Source organism: Georgenia sp. Z2081 (assembly GCF_055326445.1).
On the sequence record NZ_JBUZNK010000009.1, the window covers coordinates 135,651 to 152,028 of the forward strand.

General features: G+C 73.2%; 17 protein-coding genes and 4 tRNA genes. 3 read left to right on the forward strand and 18 right to left on the reverse strand.

Going from position 1 to position 16,378, the window contains the following annotated elements; genetic code table 11:
• Positions 1-10: 10 nt before the first annotated feature.
• The 14 genes from ACZLKG_RS12705 to thrS all read right to left on the reverse strand — a co-directional run bounded on the left by ACZLKG_RS12705 (position 11) and on the right by thrS (position 13,313).
• Positions 11-445 (reverse strand): preprotein translocase subunit YajC, encoded by a 435-nt coding sequence (locus tag ACZLKG_RS12705; RefSeq protein ID WP_425709534.1) that lies wholly within the window; start codon positions 443-445, stop codon positions 11-13.
• A 165-nt stretch (positions 446-610) separates the two neighbouring features.
• On the reverse strand, positions 611-1,615 hold the full coding sequence (gene ruvB / locus ACZLKG_RS12710) for a Holliday junction branch migration DNA helicase RuvB (protein ID WP_425709552.1): 1,005 nt from the start codon (positions 1,613-1,615) through the stop codon (positions 611-613).
• A 52-nt stretch (positions 1,616-1,667) separates the two neighbouring features.
• Positions 1,668-2,300 (reverse strand): Holliday junction branch migration protein RuvA, encoded by a 633-nt coding sequence (gene ruvA, locus ACZLKG_RS12715; protein WP_425709535.1) that lies wholly within the window; start codon positions 2,298-2,300, stop codon positions 1,668-1,670.
• Between the two features lie 110 nt (positions 2,301-2,410).
• Positions 2,411-3,040 carry a crossover junction endodeoxyribonuclease RuvC gene (gene ruvC, locus ACZLKG_RS12720; protein ID WP_463648931.1) on the reverse strand — a complete coding sequence of 210 codons (630 nt, stop codon included), beginning with the start codon at positions 3,038-3,040 and terminating at the stop codon, positions 2,411-2,413.
• Between the two features lie 22 nt (positions 3,041-3,062).
• Positions 3,063-3,821 (reverse strand): TSUP family transporter, encoded by a 759-nt coding sequence (locus ACZLKG_RS12725; RefSeq protein WP_463648933.1) that lies wholly within the window; start codon positions 3,819-3,821, stop codon positions 3,063-3,065.
• Positions 3,822-3,850: 29 nt separating this feature from the next.
• Positions 3,851-4,612, reverse strand: a complete 762-nt coding sequence (locus ACZLKG_RS12730; RefSeq protein ID WP_463648934.1) for a YebC/PmpR family DNA-binding transcriptional regulator — start codon at positions 4,610-4,612, stop codon at positions 3,851-3,853.
• Positions 4,613-4,733: 121 nt separating this feature from the next.
• Complete coding sequence (locus ACZLKG_RS12735; RefSeq protein ID WP_463648935.1) at positions 4,734-5,300, reverse strand: hypothetical protein; 567 nt, start codon at positions 5,298-5,300, stop codon at positions 4,734-4,736.
• Positions 5,301-5,808: 508 nt separating this feature from the next.
• A complete protein-coding gene (locus ACZLKG_RS12740; protein WP_425709540.1) occupies positions 5,809-6,381 on the reverse strand; it encodes an NUDIX hydrolase in 573 nt (190 codons plus the stop codon).
• Positions 6,374-7,519 (reverse strand): PrsW family intramembrane metalloprotease, encoded by a 1,146-nt coding sequence (locus ACZLKG_RS12745; RefSeq protein WP_425709541.1) that lies wholly within the window; start codon positions 7,517-7,519, stop codon positions 6,374-6,376. The genes ACZLKG_RS12740 and ACZLKG_RS12745 overlap by 8 nt, the downstream gene beginning before the upstream one ends.
• A 9-nt stretch (positions 7,520-7,528) precedes the next feature.
• Complete coding sequence (locus ACZLKG_RS12750) at positions 7,529-8,725, reverse strand: glycosyltransferase family 4 protein (protein ID WP_463648937.1); 1,197 nt, start codon at positions 8,723-8,725, stop codon at positions 7,529-7,531.
• Positions 8,722-9,852 (reverse strand): LpxL/LpxP family acyltransferase, encoded by a 1,131-nt coding sequence (locus tag ACZLKG_RS12755; RefSeq protein WP_425709543.1) that lies wholly within the window; start codon positions 9,850-9,852, stop codon positions 8,722-8,724. The genes ACZLKG_RS12750 and ACZLKG_RS12755 overlap by 4 nt, the downstream gene beginning before the upstream one ends.
• Positions 9,849-10,478 (reverse strand): phosphatidylinositol phosphate synthase, encoded by a 630-nt coding sequence (pgsA, locus tag ACZLKG_RS12760; protein WP_425709544.1) that lies wholly within the window; start codon positions 10,476-10,478, stop codon positions 9,849-9,851. The genes ACZLKG_RS12755 and pgsA overlap by 4 nt, the downstream gene beginning before the upstream one ends.
• Positions 10,478-11,179 (reverse strand): HIT family protein, encoded by a 702-nt coding sequence (locus ACZLKG_RS12765; protein WP_425709545.1) that lies wholly within the window; start codon positions 11,177-11,179, stop codon positions 10,478-10,480. The genes pgsA and ACZLKG_RS12765 overlap by 1 nt, the downstream gene beginning before the upstream one ends.
• 7 nt (positions 11,180-11,186) lie before the next feature.
• The gene (gene thrS / locus ACZLKG_RS12770; RefSeq protein ID WP_425709546.1) at positions 11,187-13,313 is read right to left on the reverse strand and encodes a threonine--tRNA ligase; all 2,127 of its coding nucleotides are present in this window, start codon (positions 13,311-13,313) and stop codon (positions 11,187-11,189) included.
• Positions 13,314-13,488: 175 nt separating this feature from the next.
• On the opposite strand from thrS, the gene ACZLKG_RS12775 reads away from it, so the two are divergent.
• Positions 13,489-14,016, forward strand: coding sequence for a hypothetical protein (locus ACZLKG_RS12775; RefSeq protein ID WP_425709547.1), 528 nt, complete (start codon positions 13,489-13,491; stop codon positions 14,014-14,016).
• Entirely contained in the window at positions 14,013-14,522 is a 510-nt protein-coding gene (locus ACZLKG_RS12780) for a hypothetical protein (RefSeq protein WP_463648941.1), read from the forward strand. The genes ACZLKG_RS12775 and ACZLKG_RS12780 overlap by 4 nt, the downstream gene beginning before the upstream one ends.
• Before the next feature lie 154 nt (positions 14,523-14,676).
• Here the strand turns inward: ACZLKG_RS12780 and ACZLKG_RS12785 are convergent.
• The 3 genes from ACZLKG_RS12785 to ACZLKG_RS12795 all read right to left on the reverse strand — a co-directional run bounded on the left by ACZLKG_RS12785 (position 14,677) and on the right by ACZLKG_RS12795 (position 14,950).
• A tRNA-Val gene (locus tag ACZLKG_RS12785) sits at positions 14,677-14,751 on the reverse strand.
• A gap of 1 nt (position 14,752) precedes the next feature.
• A tRNA-Cys gene (locus ACZLKG_RS12790) sits at positions 14,753-14,823 on the reverse strand.
• 55 nt (positions 14,824-14,878) lie between these two features.
• A tRNA-Gly gene (locus tag ACZLKG_RS12795) sits at positions 14,879-14,950 on the reverse strand.
• A 182-nt stretch (positions 14,951-15,132) separates the two neighbouring features.
• Here ACZLKG_RS12795 and ACZLKG_RS12800 point away from each other — a divergent pair.
• Positions 15,133-15,207 (forward strand) — tRNA-Val (locus ACZLKG_RS12800).
• A 222-nt stretch (positions 15,208-15,429) separates the two neighbouring features.
• Here the strand turns inward: ACZLKG_RS12800 and ACZLKG_RS12805 are convergent.
• A partial coding sequence (locus tag ACZLKG_RS12805) for a DUF222 domain-containing protein (RefSeq protein ID WP_463648942.1) occupies positions 15,430-16,378 on the reverse strand: 949 nt, incomplete at its 5' end.

Genomic DNA, 16,378 nt, shown 5'->3' on the forward strand with positions numbered 1-16,378 from the left:
GGGACGGGCGTCAGCTGCGGTCGTCGCGGCCGGGGCGGCCGTCGTCGAACCACTCGTTCTCCTGGTCCACGGCGGGAGCGTCGCCGCCCGCGGACTCGCGGGCGTCGTCGACCGATGTCTCGGTCGCGGCGTCGGCCACGGGCTCGTCGTCGAGGTCGTCGTGCGACCCGTCGGACATCAGCTCGTAGGGCGACTGCGTGGGCTGCGCGATGCCGGTGCGGTGGACGAGGTACTCGCTGCCGTCGGGGTTCGACAGGGTGATGATGTCGCCGTTGACCTCGACCACCTGGTGGTAGGTGCGCGCGATGGTCTGCACCCAGCCGCCCGGGACGAGGCCCTCCTCGACCTTCTCCCGCTGGCGCTGCTGGGCCTTCTTCCCCTGCCGGCTCATGAACCAGAAGAGCAGGACCATGCCGAGGACGAGGAGGAGCAGTGTGGGATCCACGCGCAGACCAATCAGGTGAAGGGGCGAACCAGAGCAGTCTAGGGCGTGGGCGCTCCGGCCGGGCCCAGGCTCTCCGTGAAGGTTGTCTCCCGGACCGGGCGGCCAGGCGCGGGCAGCGCCGGCCGGAGGGTGCTGAGCGCCCTGTCACGAGACGCGCGTGCGGTCTCAGGAGAAGAGCGTGCCCTCGGCCGGCGGTTCGAGACCCAGGTGCGCGTACGCGGCCGTGGTGGCGGCACGCCCCCGCGGGGTGCGCACGACGAGCCCCTCGCGCACGAGGAACGGCTCGGCGACGGTCTCCACGGTCTCCGGCTCCTCGCCGACCGACACGGCGAGCGTGGTCAGCCCGACCGGCCCGCCCCCGAACCGCGTGCACAGCGCCGTGAGCACGGACCGGTCGAGCCGGTCGAGCCCGAGGTCGTCGACCTCGAAGATGGTCAGCGCCGCACGGGTCGCCGTCAGGTCCGCGACGCCGGCGCCGCGCACCTGCGCGTAGTCCTGCACCCGTCGCAGCAGCCGGTTGGCGATGCGGGGCGTGCCTCGCGAGCGGGCGGCCAGCTCGCCGGCCGCGTCCTCGGTGAGCTCGATGCCGAGCAGGGTCGCGGAGCGCGTGAGGACCTGGACGAGCTCGTCGACGTCGTAGTGCTCCAGGTGCGCCGTGAACCCGAAGCGGTCGCGCAGGGGCGCCGGCAGCAGGCCGGCCCGGGTCGTGGCGCCCACGACCGTGAACCTCGGGAGAGCGAGCGGGATCGAGGTCGCCCCGGGTCCCTTGCCCACGACGACGTCGATCCGGAAGTCCTCCATCGCGAGGTAGAGCATCTCCTCGGCCGGGCGCGCGAGCCGGTGGATCTCGTCGATGAAGAGCACGTCGTGCTCCTGCACCGCGGAGAGGATGGCGGCGAGATCCCCGGCGTGGGTGATCGCCGGCCCCGAGGTGAGCCGCAGCGAGCCCGAGACCTCGTGGGCGACGATCATCGCCAGCGTCGTCTTGCCGAGCCCGGGCGGGCCGGAGAGCAGCACGTGGTCGGGCGCGGCGCCGCGGGCGGTGGCGGCGGCGAGGACGAGCGCGAGCTGGTCGCGCACGACGCGCTGGCCGATGAAGTCCGCGAGACGCCTGGGTCGCAGGGCGGCCTCGGCGGCGCGCTCGACGTCGTCGGCGCCGGTGGTGAGCACGTCGTCGTCCGACCTGCCCTGCGTCGGCCCGCCCGTCGGTCCCGGGACGTCCTCAGCCACGGCGCCCCCCGCCCAGGTGGGTGAGGGCGGCGCGCAGGAGGGCGGGGACGTCGCCGTCGGGTGGTGCGTCGTCCGCGGCGAGCACGGCGTCGACCGCGGCGCGCGCCTGCGGCTCGGACCACCCGAGCGTGGCCAGCGCGGAGACGACCTCCCCGGCGTGGGCCGGGAGCGAGCCCGGTGCCGGCGCGTCGGCCGCGTCCGCGTCCTGCGGCGGGGCGTCGCCCGCCGGTCCGAGCCGCTCGCCGATCTCGAGGACGATGCGCTGGGCCCCCTTCCTGCCGATGCCGGGGACGCGCTGGAGGGTGGCGAGGTCCTCGTCGGCCACGGCGCGCCGCAGCTGGTCCGGGCTGAGGACGGCGGTCATGGCGAGCGCGAGCCGGGGGCCGACCCCGGAGACGGTCTGGAGCGTCTCGAAGACGTCGCGCTCGTCGACGTCCCGGAACCCGAACAGGGTGAGCGACTCCTCGCGCACGACGAGCGAGGTCGGCACCGTGACGTCCGAGCCCTCGCGCAGTCCGGCCAGCGTGCCGGGCGCGGCCTGGACGCGCATGCCCACGCCGCCGACGACGATGTCGGCGTCCTGCAGCGACACGCGCGCCACGGTCCCGCGCAGCGATGAGATCACCGGTTCGGTCCTTCCTTCGATCCGTCGGCCGTCCCGCCGCGGGGCCGCCCGGGCCGGGCACGTGCCCGTTCCGGTTCTCCCCTCCTGCGGCAGAACACGTGTTCGACACCCTATCGTCTCGGGGCGACCGCTCCCGCGCGGCGCGCCAGGCGTTCCGCGTCGGCCCAGGCCCGCTGGGCGGGCGTGAGACCGGCGCCCGCGGTGTCGGGGAGCATGCCCGCCCCGCCGTGCTGGGCCGTGGCGGTCCCGCGTCCGGCCGCTGCCGCGCCGCCCCCGCGCCACGCCTGGCAGATCGCCAGCGCGAGGGCATCGGCGGCGTCGGCGGGCCGCGGTGCGGTGTCCAGACCCAGGATCCGGCGCACCATCTCCTGGACCTGCTTCTTCCCCGCGCGACCGTCGCCCGTCACGGCGGCCTTGACCTCGCTCGGCGTGTGCAGGGCGAGGCCGGTGCCGGCCCGCGCGGCGCCGAGCATGGCGACCCCCGCGACCTGCGAGGTGCCCGTGACCGATCGGACGTTGGCCTGGGCGAACACGCGCTCGACCGCCACGACGTCGGGCCGGTGCTCGGCGAGCACGGCGTCCAGCCGCTCGGCGACCGCCAGCAGCCGCAGGTGCGGGTCGTCCTCCGCGGGGGTCCGGACGACCTCGACGTGCACGAGCGCGACCTCGCGCCCGCCGCCGCGCTCGATCACGCCGAGGCCGCAACGGGTCAGACCGGGATCGACTCCGAGGATGCGCACCCCTCCACTCTCGCACCCGCGGTCACAGCAGACGTGAAGCGCCGCGCAGCAGGGTGGCGATCGCGCCGGCCCAGGCGACCGTGAGGGCGAGCCGCCGGGCGGTCTCGGCCGGCACCCGCGCGGCGAGCCGCCCCGCCAGGGGCACGACCGCGACGACGGTGCCGGCCAGCAGGGCGACCACCCACCACTGGGGGAGGTCGGAGACGGGCGCGGCGCCGACGCCGAGCTTGAGGACCACCGAGAGGACCCCCATGGTGAGGAACGTGGGCTGCATCGAGGCCGCGAAGCTGGGGTGCGGCCAGCGGGAGAGCCTCGAGTACATGACCAGCGACGGGCCCGCGACCCCGGCGGTCGTGTTGAAGAAGCCGCCGACCGCGCCCGCCACCCCCGCGGCGAACGGCCCGCGCACCGGGGGCAGCCGGTCCGCCGCGGAGGCGAGGACCGTGCCGAGCAGGCCGAGGACGAGGATCGACCCGACCGTGATCTCGAGCCAGGCGAGCGGCAGCTCGCGCACGACGAGCGCGGCCGGCACCGCGCCGATCACCGCGCACGGCAGGAGGGTCCTGAGCCGACGCCAGTCCGACCGCGTGCGCATCGCCCGCCAGATGACGAAGGCGGACACCGTCGTCGTCGCGTTCGTCAGCCACACCCCGGCGACGGGGCCGATGAGCAGCGACAGCACGGGGGCGACGACGAGGCCGACGCCCATCCCCGAGACGCGCTGCAGGGTGGTCCCGACGGCGACCGCCGTGACGGCGACGAGGATCTCGCCGAGGCTCATCGGGCGCCCGGGCCGGGTCCGAGGACCGCTCAGTCCTGAGCGTCGAGCTCGGCGAGCACCTCGTCGGGGATGTCGACGTTGGAGAACACGTTCTGCACGTCGTCGAGGTCCTCGAGCGCGTCGACGAGCCGCATGACCTTGGTCGCCCCGTCCGCGTCGACGGTGACCTCCATCGACGGCACGAACTGGGACTCCGCCGAGTCGTAGTCGAGACCCGCGTCGACCAGCGCGGTGCGCACGTCGACGACGTCGGTGGCCTCGGACAGGATCTCGAAGGTCTCGCCCTGGTCGGTGACCTCCTCGGCGCCCGCGTCGAGGACCGCGGCGAGGACGTCGTCCTCGTCCACACCGTCGGTCTTGGGGACGACGACGACGCCGCGGCGGTTGAACAGGTAGGCGACCGAGCCCGGGTCGGCGAGGTTGCCGCCGTTGCGGGTGAAGGCGACGCGCACGTCGGAGGCCGCGCGGTTCTTGTTGTCGGTGAGGCACTCGACGAGCATGGCCACGCCGCCGGGCGCGTAGCCCTCGTACATGATCGTCTCGTAGTCCGCGCCGCCGGCGAGCTCGCCGGACCCGCGCTTGACCGCGTTGTCGATGTTGCTGGACGGGACCGAGTTCTTCTTGGCCTTCTGGATGGCGTCGAAGAGGGTGGGGTTGCCGGCCGGGTCACCGCCGCCGGTACGGGCGGCCACCTCGATGTTCTTCACCAGTCGCGCGAACAGCTTGCCGCGCTTGGCGTCGATCGCGGCCTTCTTGTGCTTGGTCGTCGCCCACTTGGAGTGTCCCGACATCGTGTCTCCCTCGCTCGCGTCCCACTGGTCGTCGGCGGCCGGAGTGCGGCGTGCGCCGCGCGTCGACGGCGCCAGGTCCGTCGGGCATCGTACCCGCCGGGCGGCACCAGGGACGCGGGTGTCACCACACGTCGGCGTCGGACGTGCACTCCTCCGCGATGGCGGCCACGCCCGAGGCGGAGTCCTCAGCGACCTGCGCGTCGTGGACGGGCTCCCAGGTCGAGCCCTGGACGCGCCACCCGTCGCGGAAGGTCTCCCACGCGGGCGGGTCGCCGATCGCCCAGCCGTTGGCCACGAGGCAGTCGTGCTCATCAACTCGGCGATCGTAGGACTCGCGGATCTGGGCGTCGCTGAAGGATGTCGCGTGGACGCGCCCCACTTGCGCGCTGCACGCGGCGTAGTCGTCGCCAACGTCGTCGCCTGAGTGCCCCTGCGGCTCAATCTCAAAGCCGTCGTCCTCGGGAGTGATGAGGTAACCGAGATCCTCCATGCAGGTCGCCATCGCGGCAGTGCGCTCGGAAGGTGTGCCGTGAAACGTGTCCGGCTCGGAATGCGGGGGCGCTTCAGACACGGTGGCAGGGCCCGAGGTTGAGGGCGGCTCGGCACCTTCGGAGCCGCCGCACGCGGCGAGCATCGTCGATACGACCACACTGAACGCGAGTACGACGCGAAAGCGGGCGACTCGCACGCGTTCAGCGTCCGAAGTCGGAGCAGCCAACCGACCTCGTCGTGAACCACCCGTCTGCGACTAGCCGGTAATAACCCCCTCCGCCACTCGTCGCGATGCGAGTTGCGGACCGTCCCTCGAAGCGTGAGATCGCTCCGCCCGGTGGCTGGACAATTCCACCGGGGTCAGTATTCACAGTGACAGACGCGCGTCCGAACTGTCCTGCTGGGCATCCGTGCGATCCCCTGATGTCCTCGTACGCCTGTGCGGCCGGCGCCGTGCCGACACACCACATCAATGCGACCCCTGCCGCCGCGCACCGCGCTCTGGCTTTCATGCCGACCCCCGCGTCGAGATGTTTATCACACGATAGGAGACTGTGGCGGCCAACTGGGTCGTTTCGCCTATGGCACCTGGAGAATCGTCACGGAGTAGTGGAGCGCTCCGGCAGGAGCCGGCCGCGCCACTCAGATGGGACGATTGACCTGTCGCCGGGCGGGTGACCGACAGGGACCTGTCCCCATCGAACTCACTCGTGCGTCAGGTGCCGGCACCTCCCGTCCCAGCCGCTCGTGAGAGAGCGGTGCAGGGAGGGCAGTTCGGTCGGGTACACGGTGGCGCCGCCGGCCACGAGCGCGTCGAGCTCGTCGGGGCTGAACCAGCGCATCTGGTCGAGGACGTCGCGCTCGAGCTCGGTCCAGCCGGCCGCGTCCGTACCCGGCCGGCGACCCGGCACCCGGGCGACGAAGAAGACCTCGTCCTGACGCACGGTCCGGCGCACGAACCGGAACGTGGCGCTCCTGGTGGCCACCGGCCCGACGAGGTCGGCCACCGCCACGGTCAGGCCGGACTCCTCGACGACCTCGCGGGCCGCAGCGGTCCGGTCGTCCTCGCCCACGGCGATCCCGCCGCCGACGGTGAACCACCAGCGGTGGTCGTCGTCGTCGCCGTCGTGGCCCTCGACGAGGAGCAGCGCGCCGTCGTCGTCGAGCAGCAGGACGCGGGCGCCCCGCCGGAACGGGATGCCGTCCGGGCCGGGGACCCACTCCTCGCCGAGGTCGGCGGGTGGCATCCGGGCGTCGTCGGGAGCGCTCTCAGCCACGGAGGAACACCGCCCGGTCGGCGACGGCGCGGCGCAGCAGCGCGGCCTCGCGGCCCTGGTGGTCGCGCGGCGGCCGCCCCTCGCGGGCGCGGCGTCGGCCGAGCGCGAGCTCGACGGCGGCCTGCTGGAAGTCGATCATCGCCCTGCCCTGGGCGCCGCCCCGGGCGCGAGCCCAGCGCACGGCATCACGGCGCGCGCCGGTGGAGGTGAGCATCCGGACCTCGAACGGCGCGAACCAGCCGGCGGCGGCGTAGTCGTGCAGACCGGCGGTGATCGCCCGGTGCTCGCGCCGGCGCAGCCAGAGGACCAGGACGATGAACGCGATGAACAGGGGGATCTGGAACGAGACGAAGACCTGGAAGAACGAGCCGGTCACGGAGGTGTAGTTCCACACGCCGTGCAGGACCACCGCGAGCAGCCAGCCGGGGATCACCAGCAGCCAGCGCCCGGGCCGGTCGGAGCGGGAGGCGATGCCGAGGGCCAGCCCCATGCAGACGGTGAACATCGGGTGGGCGAACGGGGTCATCAGACCGCGCTGGACGAAGACCGCGGTGATCGAGTCCCAGTACGTGAGGAAGTACTGGATGTTCTCGACCGCGGCGAAGCCGGCCCCGACGGCGAGCGAGTAGACGACGCCGTCGACGAGCCCGTGGAACTGTCCGCGTCCCAGCAGGACGACGACCACGAGCCCCAGTCCCTTCATCGTCTCCTCGGTCACCGGTGCGCTGACGATCGCGGTGAGGGCGGCGGCCCGCTCGAGGCCCTGGTCCTGGGAGACGACCGCCTGGAACAGCGAGTTCCCGGTGGCGGCGACCGCGGTGGCGACCCCGGCGCCCCAGGCCAGCGCGACGAGCAGCAGTCCGCGCGGCTCGGGCTCCCAGGCGTCGATCCAACGGATGAGCAGGACGATCGCCAGGAACGGGACGACGGCGAGCAGCACCGCCACGAGGACCTGACCGGGGCCGGAGGTGCCGCCGACGAGCTGCGGGAGGATCCAGGCCAGCCCGCCGACCGCGACGACGACGGCGCCGATCTCGGTGGCGGTGAACGCCCTCGAGCGGCGTCTGGGGACGGGCCACGCGGGAGGTGCCGGCCCGAACGCCCCCGGACCGGGGGCGAGGCCCATGTGCTGAGTCACCGACTCACCCTAGAGGCCGTCGCCCGGCCCGATCGACGTCCGGCCCGGGGACCTCGGCCCGGCGACCCGCCGGTACACGTCCTCGACACGGGCGGCGACCTCGGACCAGTCGTAGCGCCGGACCGCCCGCAGCGCGAGACCGGCCCGGCGTGCGGCGCCGGCCGTGTCCTCCAGGCACTCGACGAGGCGGGCGGCGAGGTCGTCGGGGTCCCCGCGCCGGGCGAGGAGCCCGAGCGGGGTGCGCACGCCGGTCGTCCCGTCCGCGTCGAGGACCGCCGCGAAGGCGGGCAGGTCGGAGGCCACGACGGGCGTCCCGGCGGCCATCGCCTCGACGAGCACGATGCCGAAACTCTCCCCGCCCGTGTGGGGCGCGACGAGCACGTCGGCCCGCTGCAGGAGCCGGACCTTCTCCGCCTCGGTGACGCGGCCGTGCACCTGCACGTCGTGCAGGTCGTCGGAAAGGGCCGCGGACAGTGCCGCGGTGGCCGCCTCACCGCCGGGTCCCGCCACGGCGAGCGTGGCGTCCGGTCGGGCAGCGCGCACCGCGGGCCACGCCGCGGCAAGTACGCGCATGCCCTTGCGGGGCTCGTCCGCGCGGCCGAGGAACAGGACCTGGGGACCGGCCGGGTGGCCGGACCCGGGTGCGACGGGGTAGTTCTCGACCGACGACGGAGGTCGCAGCGCCGCGACGTCGAGCCCGTTGGGGATCACCTCGCACTCGGCGCCGAGCCACGACCGGTGGGTGCGCGCCGCCTCGTCGGAGACGGCGATGCGCGCCGCGAGTCCGTGCAGGTGGCGACGCTGCAGCGCGGCGAGGGGACCCAGCCGCTCGACCCGGTCGACGGCGGCGTGGAACGTGGCGACGACGGGGATCCCGTCCGCGCGCGCCGCCCGCATCGCGAACGCCGACGCCGACGGGACGGTCGGCTCGTGGACGTGGAGCACGTCGAGCTCGTGCTCGCGCACCCAGCGCCTCGCACGGCGGGCCGCGGCCGGGTGCGGGGCGATGTTGGCCACCGACCCGTTGAACCGGATCGGCATCGACCGGCCGGCGACCGTCTCGTCCGCCGACCGGCGGCGCCGGCCGGGCGCCAGCGTGAGGACCTCGTGCCCGCGCGTGCGCAGCGCCTCGGCGAGCTGGCGGACATGGGCGTCGACCCCGCCGGGGACGCCGACGTCGTAGGGATGGGCGATCCCGATCCTCATCCGGTGCCGCTCCCGGCCACACCGGAGCCCTCAGCCTCGCGGGCACGGCCGGCCGCCAGCCGGGCCGCGTCGAGGTCCTCGAGGAAGACCCGCTGCAGCATGTGCCACTGCTCGGGGTGACGCCTGAGGAACGGCTCGGCGACGTCGACCCACGCCCGGGTGAGTGCGACCACGTCGGTCCGGTCGACCGGGCGCGGTCGCCGCGGCGCCGCTGCGTGCCCGGCCGCGTGCGCGGCTGCGCCGCCGGGAGCGCCGGCCGCCCCATCGCCGTCGTGGACGGGCCCACCGGCACCGGCCGAGCCGTCCGTCCCGGGCGCGGCGGCGTCGAGCCCCGGGGCGAGGTCTCCCGCCGTGACGGGCTCGCTGAACTCGGTGACGATCCCCCACCGGGAGCCGGCCCGCCTGGCGCGCTCCCCCGTGAGGCGCTCGTGACGGATCGTGATGACGACGAGCGGCACGTCGAGGGCGAGGGCGAGGGCCGCCGGACCGGCCGCGACGAGCATGGGCCGGTCGGCGACAGTCACCTCGACACCGGTGCGGCCGAGGTCACGGTCGGCGAGCAGCGGCACGAGGTGCGGGCGGCGGGGTGCCTCGTCCATCAGGCGCGGAAGGACGGCGGAGCCGTCGTCCACCAGGATCGTCATGCCCAGGTCCGTGCGCAGCCGGACGAACTGCTCGTGCAGGGCGTCGGGTCGCAGGCGCTCGGCCACCGTGAGGACGGGCGCCATCGCGAGGCAGGACCAGGCGCCCGCGAGGTCCCAGTTCCCGGCGTGCAGGAGCGCGGCGACCACCGGGCGTCCGGCGTCGAACGTGGGCTGGACGTGCTCGCGGTGCACGGCCCGGAACCTCGCGATGATCTGCTGCTCGGTGAGCCTGCCCAGGGTCAGTGCCTCCGCGAAGTAGCGCAGGTAGCCGCGCATGTTGGCGCGCACGGCCCGGCGCAGCTGCGACTCTGTGAGGTCGGGGCGTAGCCGTGCGGTGTGGGCCGCGATGCGCCGGGTCCGCTCGGACGGAAGCGATCCGACGACCGTGCCGACGGCCCCGACGACGCGGTCCACGACCGGCTCCGGCACGCGACCGACGAGGCCGGCTGCCGCCGGGAGCAGCCGGAGGGGATCCAGGCTCACGAGTCGTCCGACGCGCGACGGGCCTGGGAGCGGACCTGCGCCACGCGCTGACCCGCGGTGACGAGCGACGCCAGCGCCGTCATGATCAGGACGACCGACAGGACCCAGGCCGGGCCGCCGAGGCCGTGCACCAGCACGCCGACCAGGAGGAGGACGAGCCGGTCCGCGCGCTCGGCGAGGCCGCCGGCCACGATGAAGCCCTCGGCCTCGCCGCGGGCCTTCGTGTACGGCACGAGCTGGTCCGCGACCAGTGCGACGACGGCGGCGAGCACGAGCCGGTCGCCCTCCGTCCCGGGGACGTGCCGGAGCGCGTACGCGACCACGGACCCGAGCAGGACGGCGTCGACGACCCGGTCCGTGGTGGCGTCGACGAAGGCCCCGAACGGCGAGACGGTCCCGGTGGCACGGGCGACCTGGCCGTCGACCGCGTCGAGCAGGACGAGCCCGCCAAGCACCAGCGCCGCGACCCACAGGTGTCCGGAGGGCACGAGCAGGAGGGTCGCCGAGACCGTCACCACGCCCCCGGCGACGGTGACGGCGCTCGCGGGCACACGGAACCGGACGAGCGTCCGCGTCAGGGGTGCGAGGAGCACCTCCGTGAACGGCCGACCATTCGCCGACAGCATCAGGTTCCCGGGCCTGATTCGTCGGTCGGGTCCTCGTCGTTGTCGTGGTCGTCGTGGGCGGCGTCGTCCCAGGCGTCGGCGAGCAGGGTGCGGGTCTCGGAGAGGAGCTGGGGCAGCGCCTTCGTGCGGCCGATGATCGGCAGGAAGTTGGCGTCGCCCGCCCAGCGGGGCACGACGTGCTGGTGGATGTGCGAGGCGATACCCGCGCCGGCGACGCCCCCCTGGTTCATTCCGAGGTTGAACCCGGCGGGCGACGAGACGGCGCGCAGGACCCGCATGGCGCGGGCCGAGAGCCGGCCGATCTCGTCCCGCTCAGCCACGGTGAGGTCGGTGAGGTCGGCGACGTGCCGGTACGTGCAGATCAGCAGGTGGCCGGGGTTGTACGGGAACAGGTTGAGCACCACGAACGCCGCGGCACCTCGGTGGACGACGAGCGCGTCGGCATCCTCCCGCGGGGGCGAGGCGCAGAACGGGCACGACTCCGCCTCCCCGGTACGCGGGCGCACGTCGCCGCCGGTGTCGCCGACGTAGACCATCCGGTGCGGCGTCCACAGCCGCTGGAGAGCGTCGGGAACGCCGGGGCGGTCGGCGGGGTCCTCGAGCTGGCCGCCGGCGGGGTCCTCGACCTGGCCGCCCAACGGGTCCTCGACCTGACCGCCGGCCGGGTCCCCGGGGTGGCGTCCCGCCGGCCCGCCGCTCAACGCGACCTCACGGCGTGACCGGTGGGGCGTCGTCGGCCGTCGCCTGCTCGGCGGCCGACTCGCCGGACGCTGCGTCCGAGGGGCCCGCCGGGTCGGCGTTCGCACGGGAGCGGACGTGCGCGACGATCTCCGCCACGGCCGTCTCGATCGGCACCTGGTTGCGCTGGGTGCCGTCGCGGTACCGGAACGACACCGCGCCGGCCTCCTCGTCCTCGCCGCCGGCGATGAGGACGAACGGCGCCTTGACCTTGGCGGCGTTGCGGATCTTCTTGCCGAACCGGTCGTCGCTGGTGTCGACCTCGACGCGCACACCCTCAGCGCGCAGCAGCACCGCGACGGACTCCAGATGGGTCTCGAACGCCTCGGCGACGGGGATGCCGAGGACCTGGACGGGCGAGAGCCACGCCGGGAAGGCGCCGGCGTAGTGCTCGAGCAGCACCCCGAAGAAGCGCTCGATCGAACCGAAGAGTGCGCGGTGGATCATCACCGGCCGCTGGCGGGTCCCGTCGCCTGCGGTGTACTCGAGCTCGAACAGCTCCGGCTCGAAGAAGTCGAGCTGGATGGTGGACAGCTGCCAGGTGCGGCCGATGGCGTCCTTCGCCTGGACGGAGATCTTCGGGCCGTAGAAGGCGGCGCCGCCCGGGTCGTCGACGAGCTCGAGCCCGGACTCTGCGGCGACCTCCGCGAGCGTGGCGGTGGCCTCCTCCCAGGTCTGCTCGTCGCCGACCGACTTCTCCGGGTCGCGCGTGGACAGCTCGAGGTAGAAGTCGTCGAGGCCGTAGTCCTTCAGCAGGTCGAGGACGAAGGTGAGCAGCCGGGAGAGCTCGTCCTTCATCTGCTCCCGGGTGGTGTAGATGTGCGCGTCGTCCTGCGTGAAGCCGCGTGCGCGGGTGAGGCCGTGCACGACCCCGGACTTCTCGTAGCGGTAGACGTGCCCGAACTCGAAGAGCCGCATGGGCAGCTCGCGGTAGGAACGGCCGCGCGAGCGGTAGACGAGGTTGTGCATCGGGCAGTTCATCGGCTTGAGGTAGTAGTCCTGGCCCTGCTTGGTGACCTGGCCGTCGGCACCCACCTCCTCGTCGATGTGCATCGGCGGGTACATGCCGTCCGCGTACCACTCGAGGTGCTTCGAGGTCTCGAAGAGGTTCTTCTTCGTGATGTGCGGGGTCTGGACGAACGAGTAGCCGGCCTCGACGTGGCGGCGGCGCGAGTACTCCTCCATCTCCATGCGGATCATCGCGCCCTTGGGGTGGAACACCGGAAGGCCGGAGCCGATCTCGTCAGGGAAGGAGAAGAGGTCGAGCTCGGAACCGAGGCGCCGGTGGTCGCGGCGCTCGGCCTCCGCCAGCCGGTCCAGGTGCGCGGTGAGCTCGGCCTTCGAGGGCCAGGCTGTCCCGTAGATCCGCTGGAGCTGCGGGTTCTTCTCCGACCCGCGCCAGTACGCGGCAGCCGACCGCATGAGCTTGAAGCCGTTGCCGATGAGCTTCGTGCTCGGCAGGTGCGGGCCGCGGCAGAGGTCTCCCCACGCCACCTCTCCCCCGCGGCGCACGTTGTCGTAGACGGTGAGCTCGGCGCCGCCGACCTCGACGCTCGCGCCGTCGGCGATGGCCTGTCCGTCGGCGTCGGTACCGCCGGAGCCGGGGCCGCCCGCGAGCGCGACGAGCTCGAGCTTGTAGGGCTCGCCGGCCAGCTCAGCGTTCGCCTCGTCCACGGACACCGTGCGACGGACGAACGTCTGCCCCTCCTTGACGATGCGCCCCATGACCTTCTCCAGGTCCTTGAGCTGATCGGGGGTGAACGGCTCGGCCACGTCGAAGTCGTAGTAGAAGCCGTCCGTGATCGGCGGGCCGATCCCCAGCTTGGCCTGCGGGTTCACCTGCTGCACCGCCTGGGCGAGCACGTGCGCGGCCGAGTGCCGGAGGATGTCGAGGCCGTCCGGGCTGGAGATCGTCACGGACTCGACGACGACGCCGGCCGGGAGCGAGGACAGGTCGGTCGCGAGGTCGCGCAGCTCGCCGTCGATTCGGAGCGCGACGACGTCGCGCCTGTCGGCGAAGTGCTCGGTGCCCGTCGTCCCGGTCGCCACCTCGTGGGTCTCGTCGTCGAGGCGGACGGACACGGGAGGTGCAGACATGTGTGGGCTCCTTGCAGGTGGGTGGTCGTGCCGGCCCATGCTACCGACGCGCGGGGAGCACTACCCGGGCCGACCAGGCCCCGGAGCGGCGGCCACGCGCGACGATCAGGACGTGCCCGTGGCTGCACGGGACTCTCACCGCGGCACGGGACGTGCACGACGAACGGGGAGCGACATGACAGGACGGACCGGCGTGCGCGCCACGGGGACGAGGACCGCAGCGTTCGGTCTGCTCTCTGCCCTCCTCGCACTCGGCGCGTGCACCGACGACGCCGGTGCCGACGGCCTGGCGGTCGTCGGCACCTCGGTCGCCGGCTGGCAGCAGAGCGCCGACCTCATGGGCGATGTGGAGGTGGGCGAGTTCACGGCGCTCCTGCGCACGCAGGAGGAGTACACGGCCTGGCTCGACGGCCTTCCCCACCAGGAGGTCACCCGCGACGCGCTCACCGCTGAGCTCGACCTCACCGACTCTGTCGCTCTCGCAGCTGCCCACCCCGTGTGCGAGGAACGCATCGAGGTCGTCACCGACGGCGAGGGCGCGCTCGCGAGCAGGACCGTCAGCACCTCCGACGACCAGGTCGACTGTGCATGGAGCCCCATCCAGGTGTCCGTGGTCGAGGTGCCGTTGGAGGAGCTCGGCGTCGACTCCGCCGACGACGTCGTCCACGACCAGGACATCCGCGACCAGGGCCGTACGTCGTGAGGCGACGTGCCCTCATGGTCACCGTGGCCTCGCTGCTCGCCGTCGGTGCCTGCGCGGGCGTCGACGTGCCCGCCGCGACCGGCGGCGCCGACGGCCTGGTGAGCGTCGGGACGAGCGTCGCCACGTGGAGCGAGGACTCGGCACCGGCCGGCGGAGTCACCGAGGACGACTTCACGGCGCTCCTGCGGACCCAGGACGAGTACGACTCCTGGCTCGACGGCCTCCCCCACCAGGACGTCACCCGGGACCCGCTGACCGCCGAGATCGACTTCACGGACTCGGTGGCGCTCGTCGCCGCGCACCCGATCTGCGACGAGTCCATTCGTGTGCTCACCGACGGGGCCGGCACCATCGCCAGCGATGCGGTGCCGCCCGCCGACCCGGCGTCGCAGTTCGAGTGCGAGTGGAGCCCGCTCCGCGTCAACGTCTACGAGATCCCGCTCGCCGACCTCGGGGTCGATTCTGCCGGTCAGGTGGTTCTGGATCCGACGCTCGTGGAGCCGTAGTCGGGCACGGCCCGGTCCCGCGCGAGCTCGGGTCGGTTCCGCGCGAGCACGAGCCGGAACACGTCGGGCCGGCACAGCCCGGGCCCGCATGCTTCCCGAGGCGTCGTCGGCGGGGAACGACGAAGCCCCCGACCATGTGGTCGGGGGCTTCGGCTGGTGGGCGATACTGGGATCGAACCAGTGACCTCTTCCGTGTCAGGGAAGCGCGCTACCGCTGCGCCAATCGCCCGAGGTGGCGACGGGATTCGAACCCGTGTATACGGCTTTGCAGGCCGCTGCCTCGCCTCTCGGCCACGCCACCATGAGGTCCATGCCACCTCATGGCGACATGCTCCCACGTGGTGGTGGGACCTCCGAGCGGATGACGGGATTCGAACCCGCGACCCTCACCTTGGCAAGGTGATGCTCTACCCCTGAGCCACATCCGCATCGCACCGGAACCGCGCTGCGGCCCCTCGTGCGACCAGAACCTTAACCACCGGGCACGGCAAAACTCAAACCAACCGGGCCTGTCCTGAGGGTGAACGCTGTCACGTCCGTCGAGGTCGTGATCAGGGCTCTCGATCGGATAGAGTTGACGACCGTCCCCGTCGCGCGAGCGGCAGGGCACGGGCGATTGGCTCAGTGGTAGAGCGCCTCGTTCACACCGAGGAGGTCACTGGTTCGAACCCAGTATCGCCCACCAGCACGAAACGGCCCCCGGTTTGCGGAGACGCAGAGCCGGGGGCCGTTCTCGTTGGCCCTCATGCACTGGTTGCTCCTCTCGGCCGGCCCGCACCCGTCCTCGCTCCCCGCGAGACTGCGGCTGACGGCTGACGACCGGCGCCGTGCGCGGCAGGTGGTCGCGCCGCGGAGCGTCACGCCCGCACCCCCGGTCCCCGCGGATCGCCCGCGCGGCCGCGCGCCGTCACTCTCGCTGAGGTAGCTCGTTGCAGTCGGGGTATTGGCAGTGTTGGTCGCGGGCGTGGATGGCCCGGGTCATGTTCGCGGGGAAGATCCGTTTCTCTCGTCCGACGTCGAGGACTGTGGATTCCGGGCCGAAGATGACGCGCATCAGTGCGCTGTCGCAGGCCAGACGGGCGAGCATCGCGTGCGGGATGGGGGTCCCGTCCTCGAAGGTGGCGGGTTGGATGCCGTCCATCACGCGGGGGTCGATCGCGGCCGAGATCACGTGATCCTCACCGGGCTGCCAGTCGGTCAGCCACTGCCGTGCCGTCTCGGACAGGTCGAAGATCCCCGACCCGCCCTCGCTCGCCGACCCGTCGGGGGTGCTGCCACGCTCGTCCACCAGCCCGAAGGTGGCGTCGATACCGAACGCTGCACCGGCGTGGGTGCGGGTGGTGGTGTGGGGGCGGGTGGTGGTGTGGGTGCGGGTGGTGGTGTGGGGGTCGCGGGGTCCGCCGGGGGCGGTCAGGGTCTGCTCGGCGGTGATCGGGGCGACGATCTGCCCGGCGGGTAGTCCCGCATGGGCCTGGCCGTGGTTGGGGGTGAGGTCGTGGGTGGCCAGCCAGCCGGCGGTCGCCGAGGCGGGTGGGATCACGGACCCGGTCGCTTTGGTGAGGGCGGTGAGGGTGTCCAGGGTGGCGGTGATCGTCACGTGCGGACGGACCCGCGCGTTGGCCTGCTGCTCACCTCGGTCGAGGGACTCGTGGGCCAGGGCGACCAGTGCGCCGGCGCGGCGTTGGGCCGGGGTGCGGTCGTCCTCGGCGCCCTTGCGGCCGGCGTGAGCGGTCAGGGCGGTGGTCACGACCTGCCCGGACAGCTCGTCGAGCCACCCCGTGAGGTGATACCCACCCGTGGTCGGGGCGATGGTCAGTTCTTCGCGGGCATCGTCCTGCCGCCAGGCCTTGTCAGCT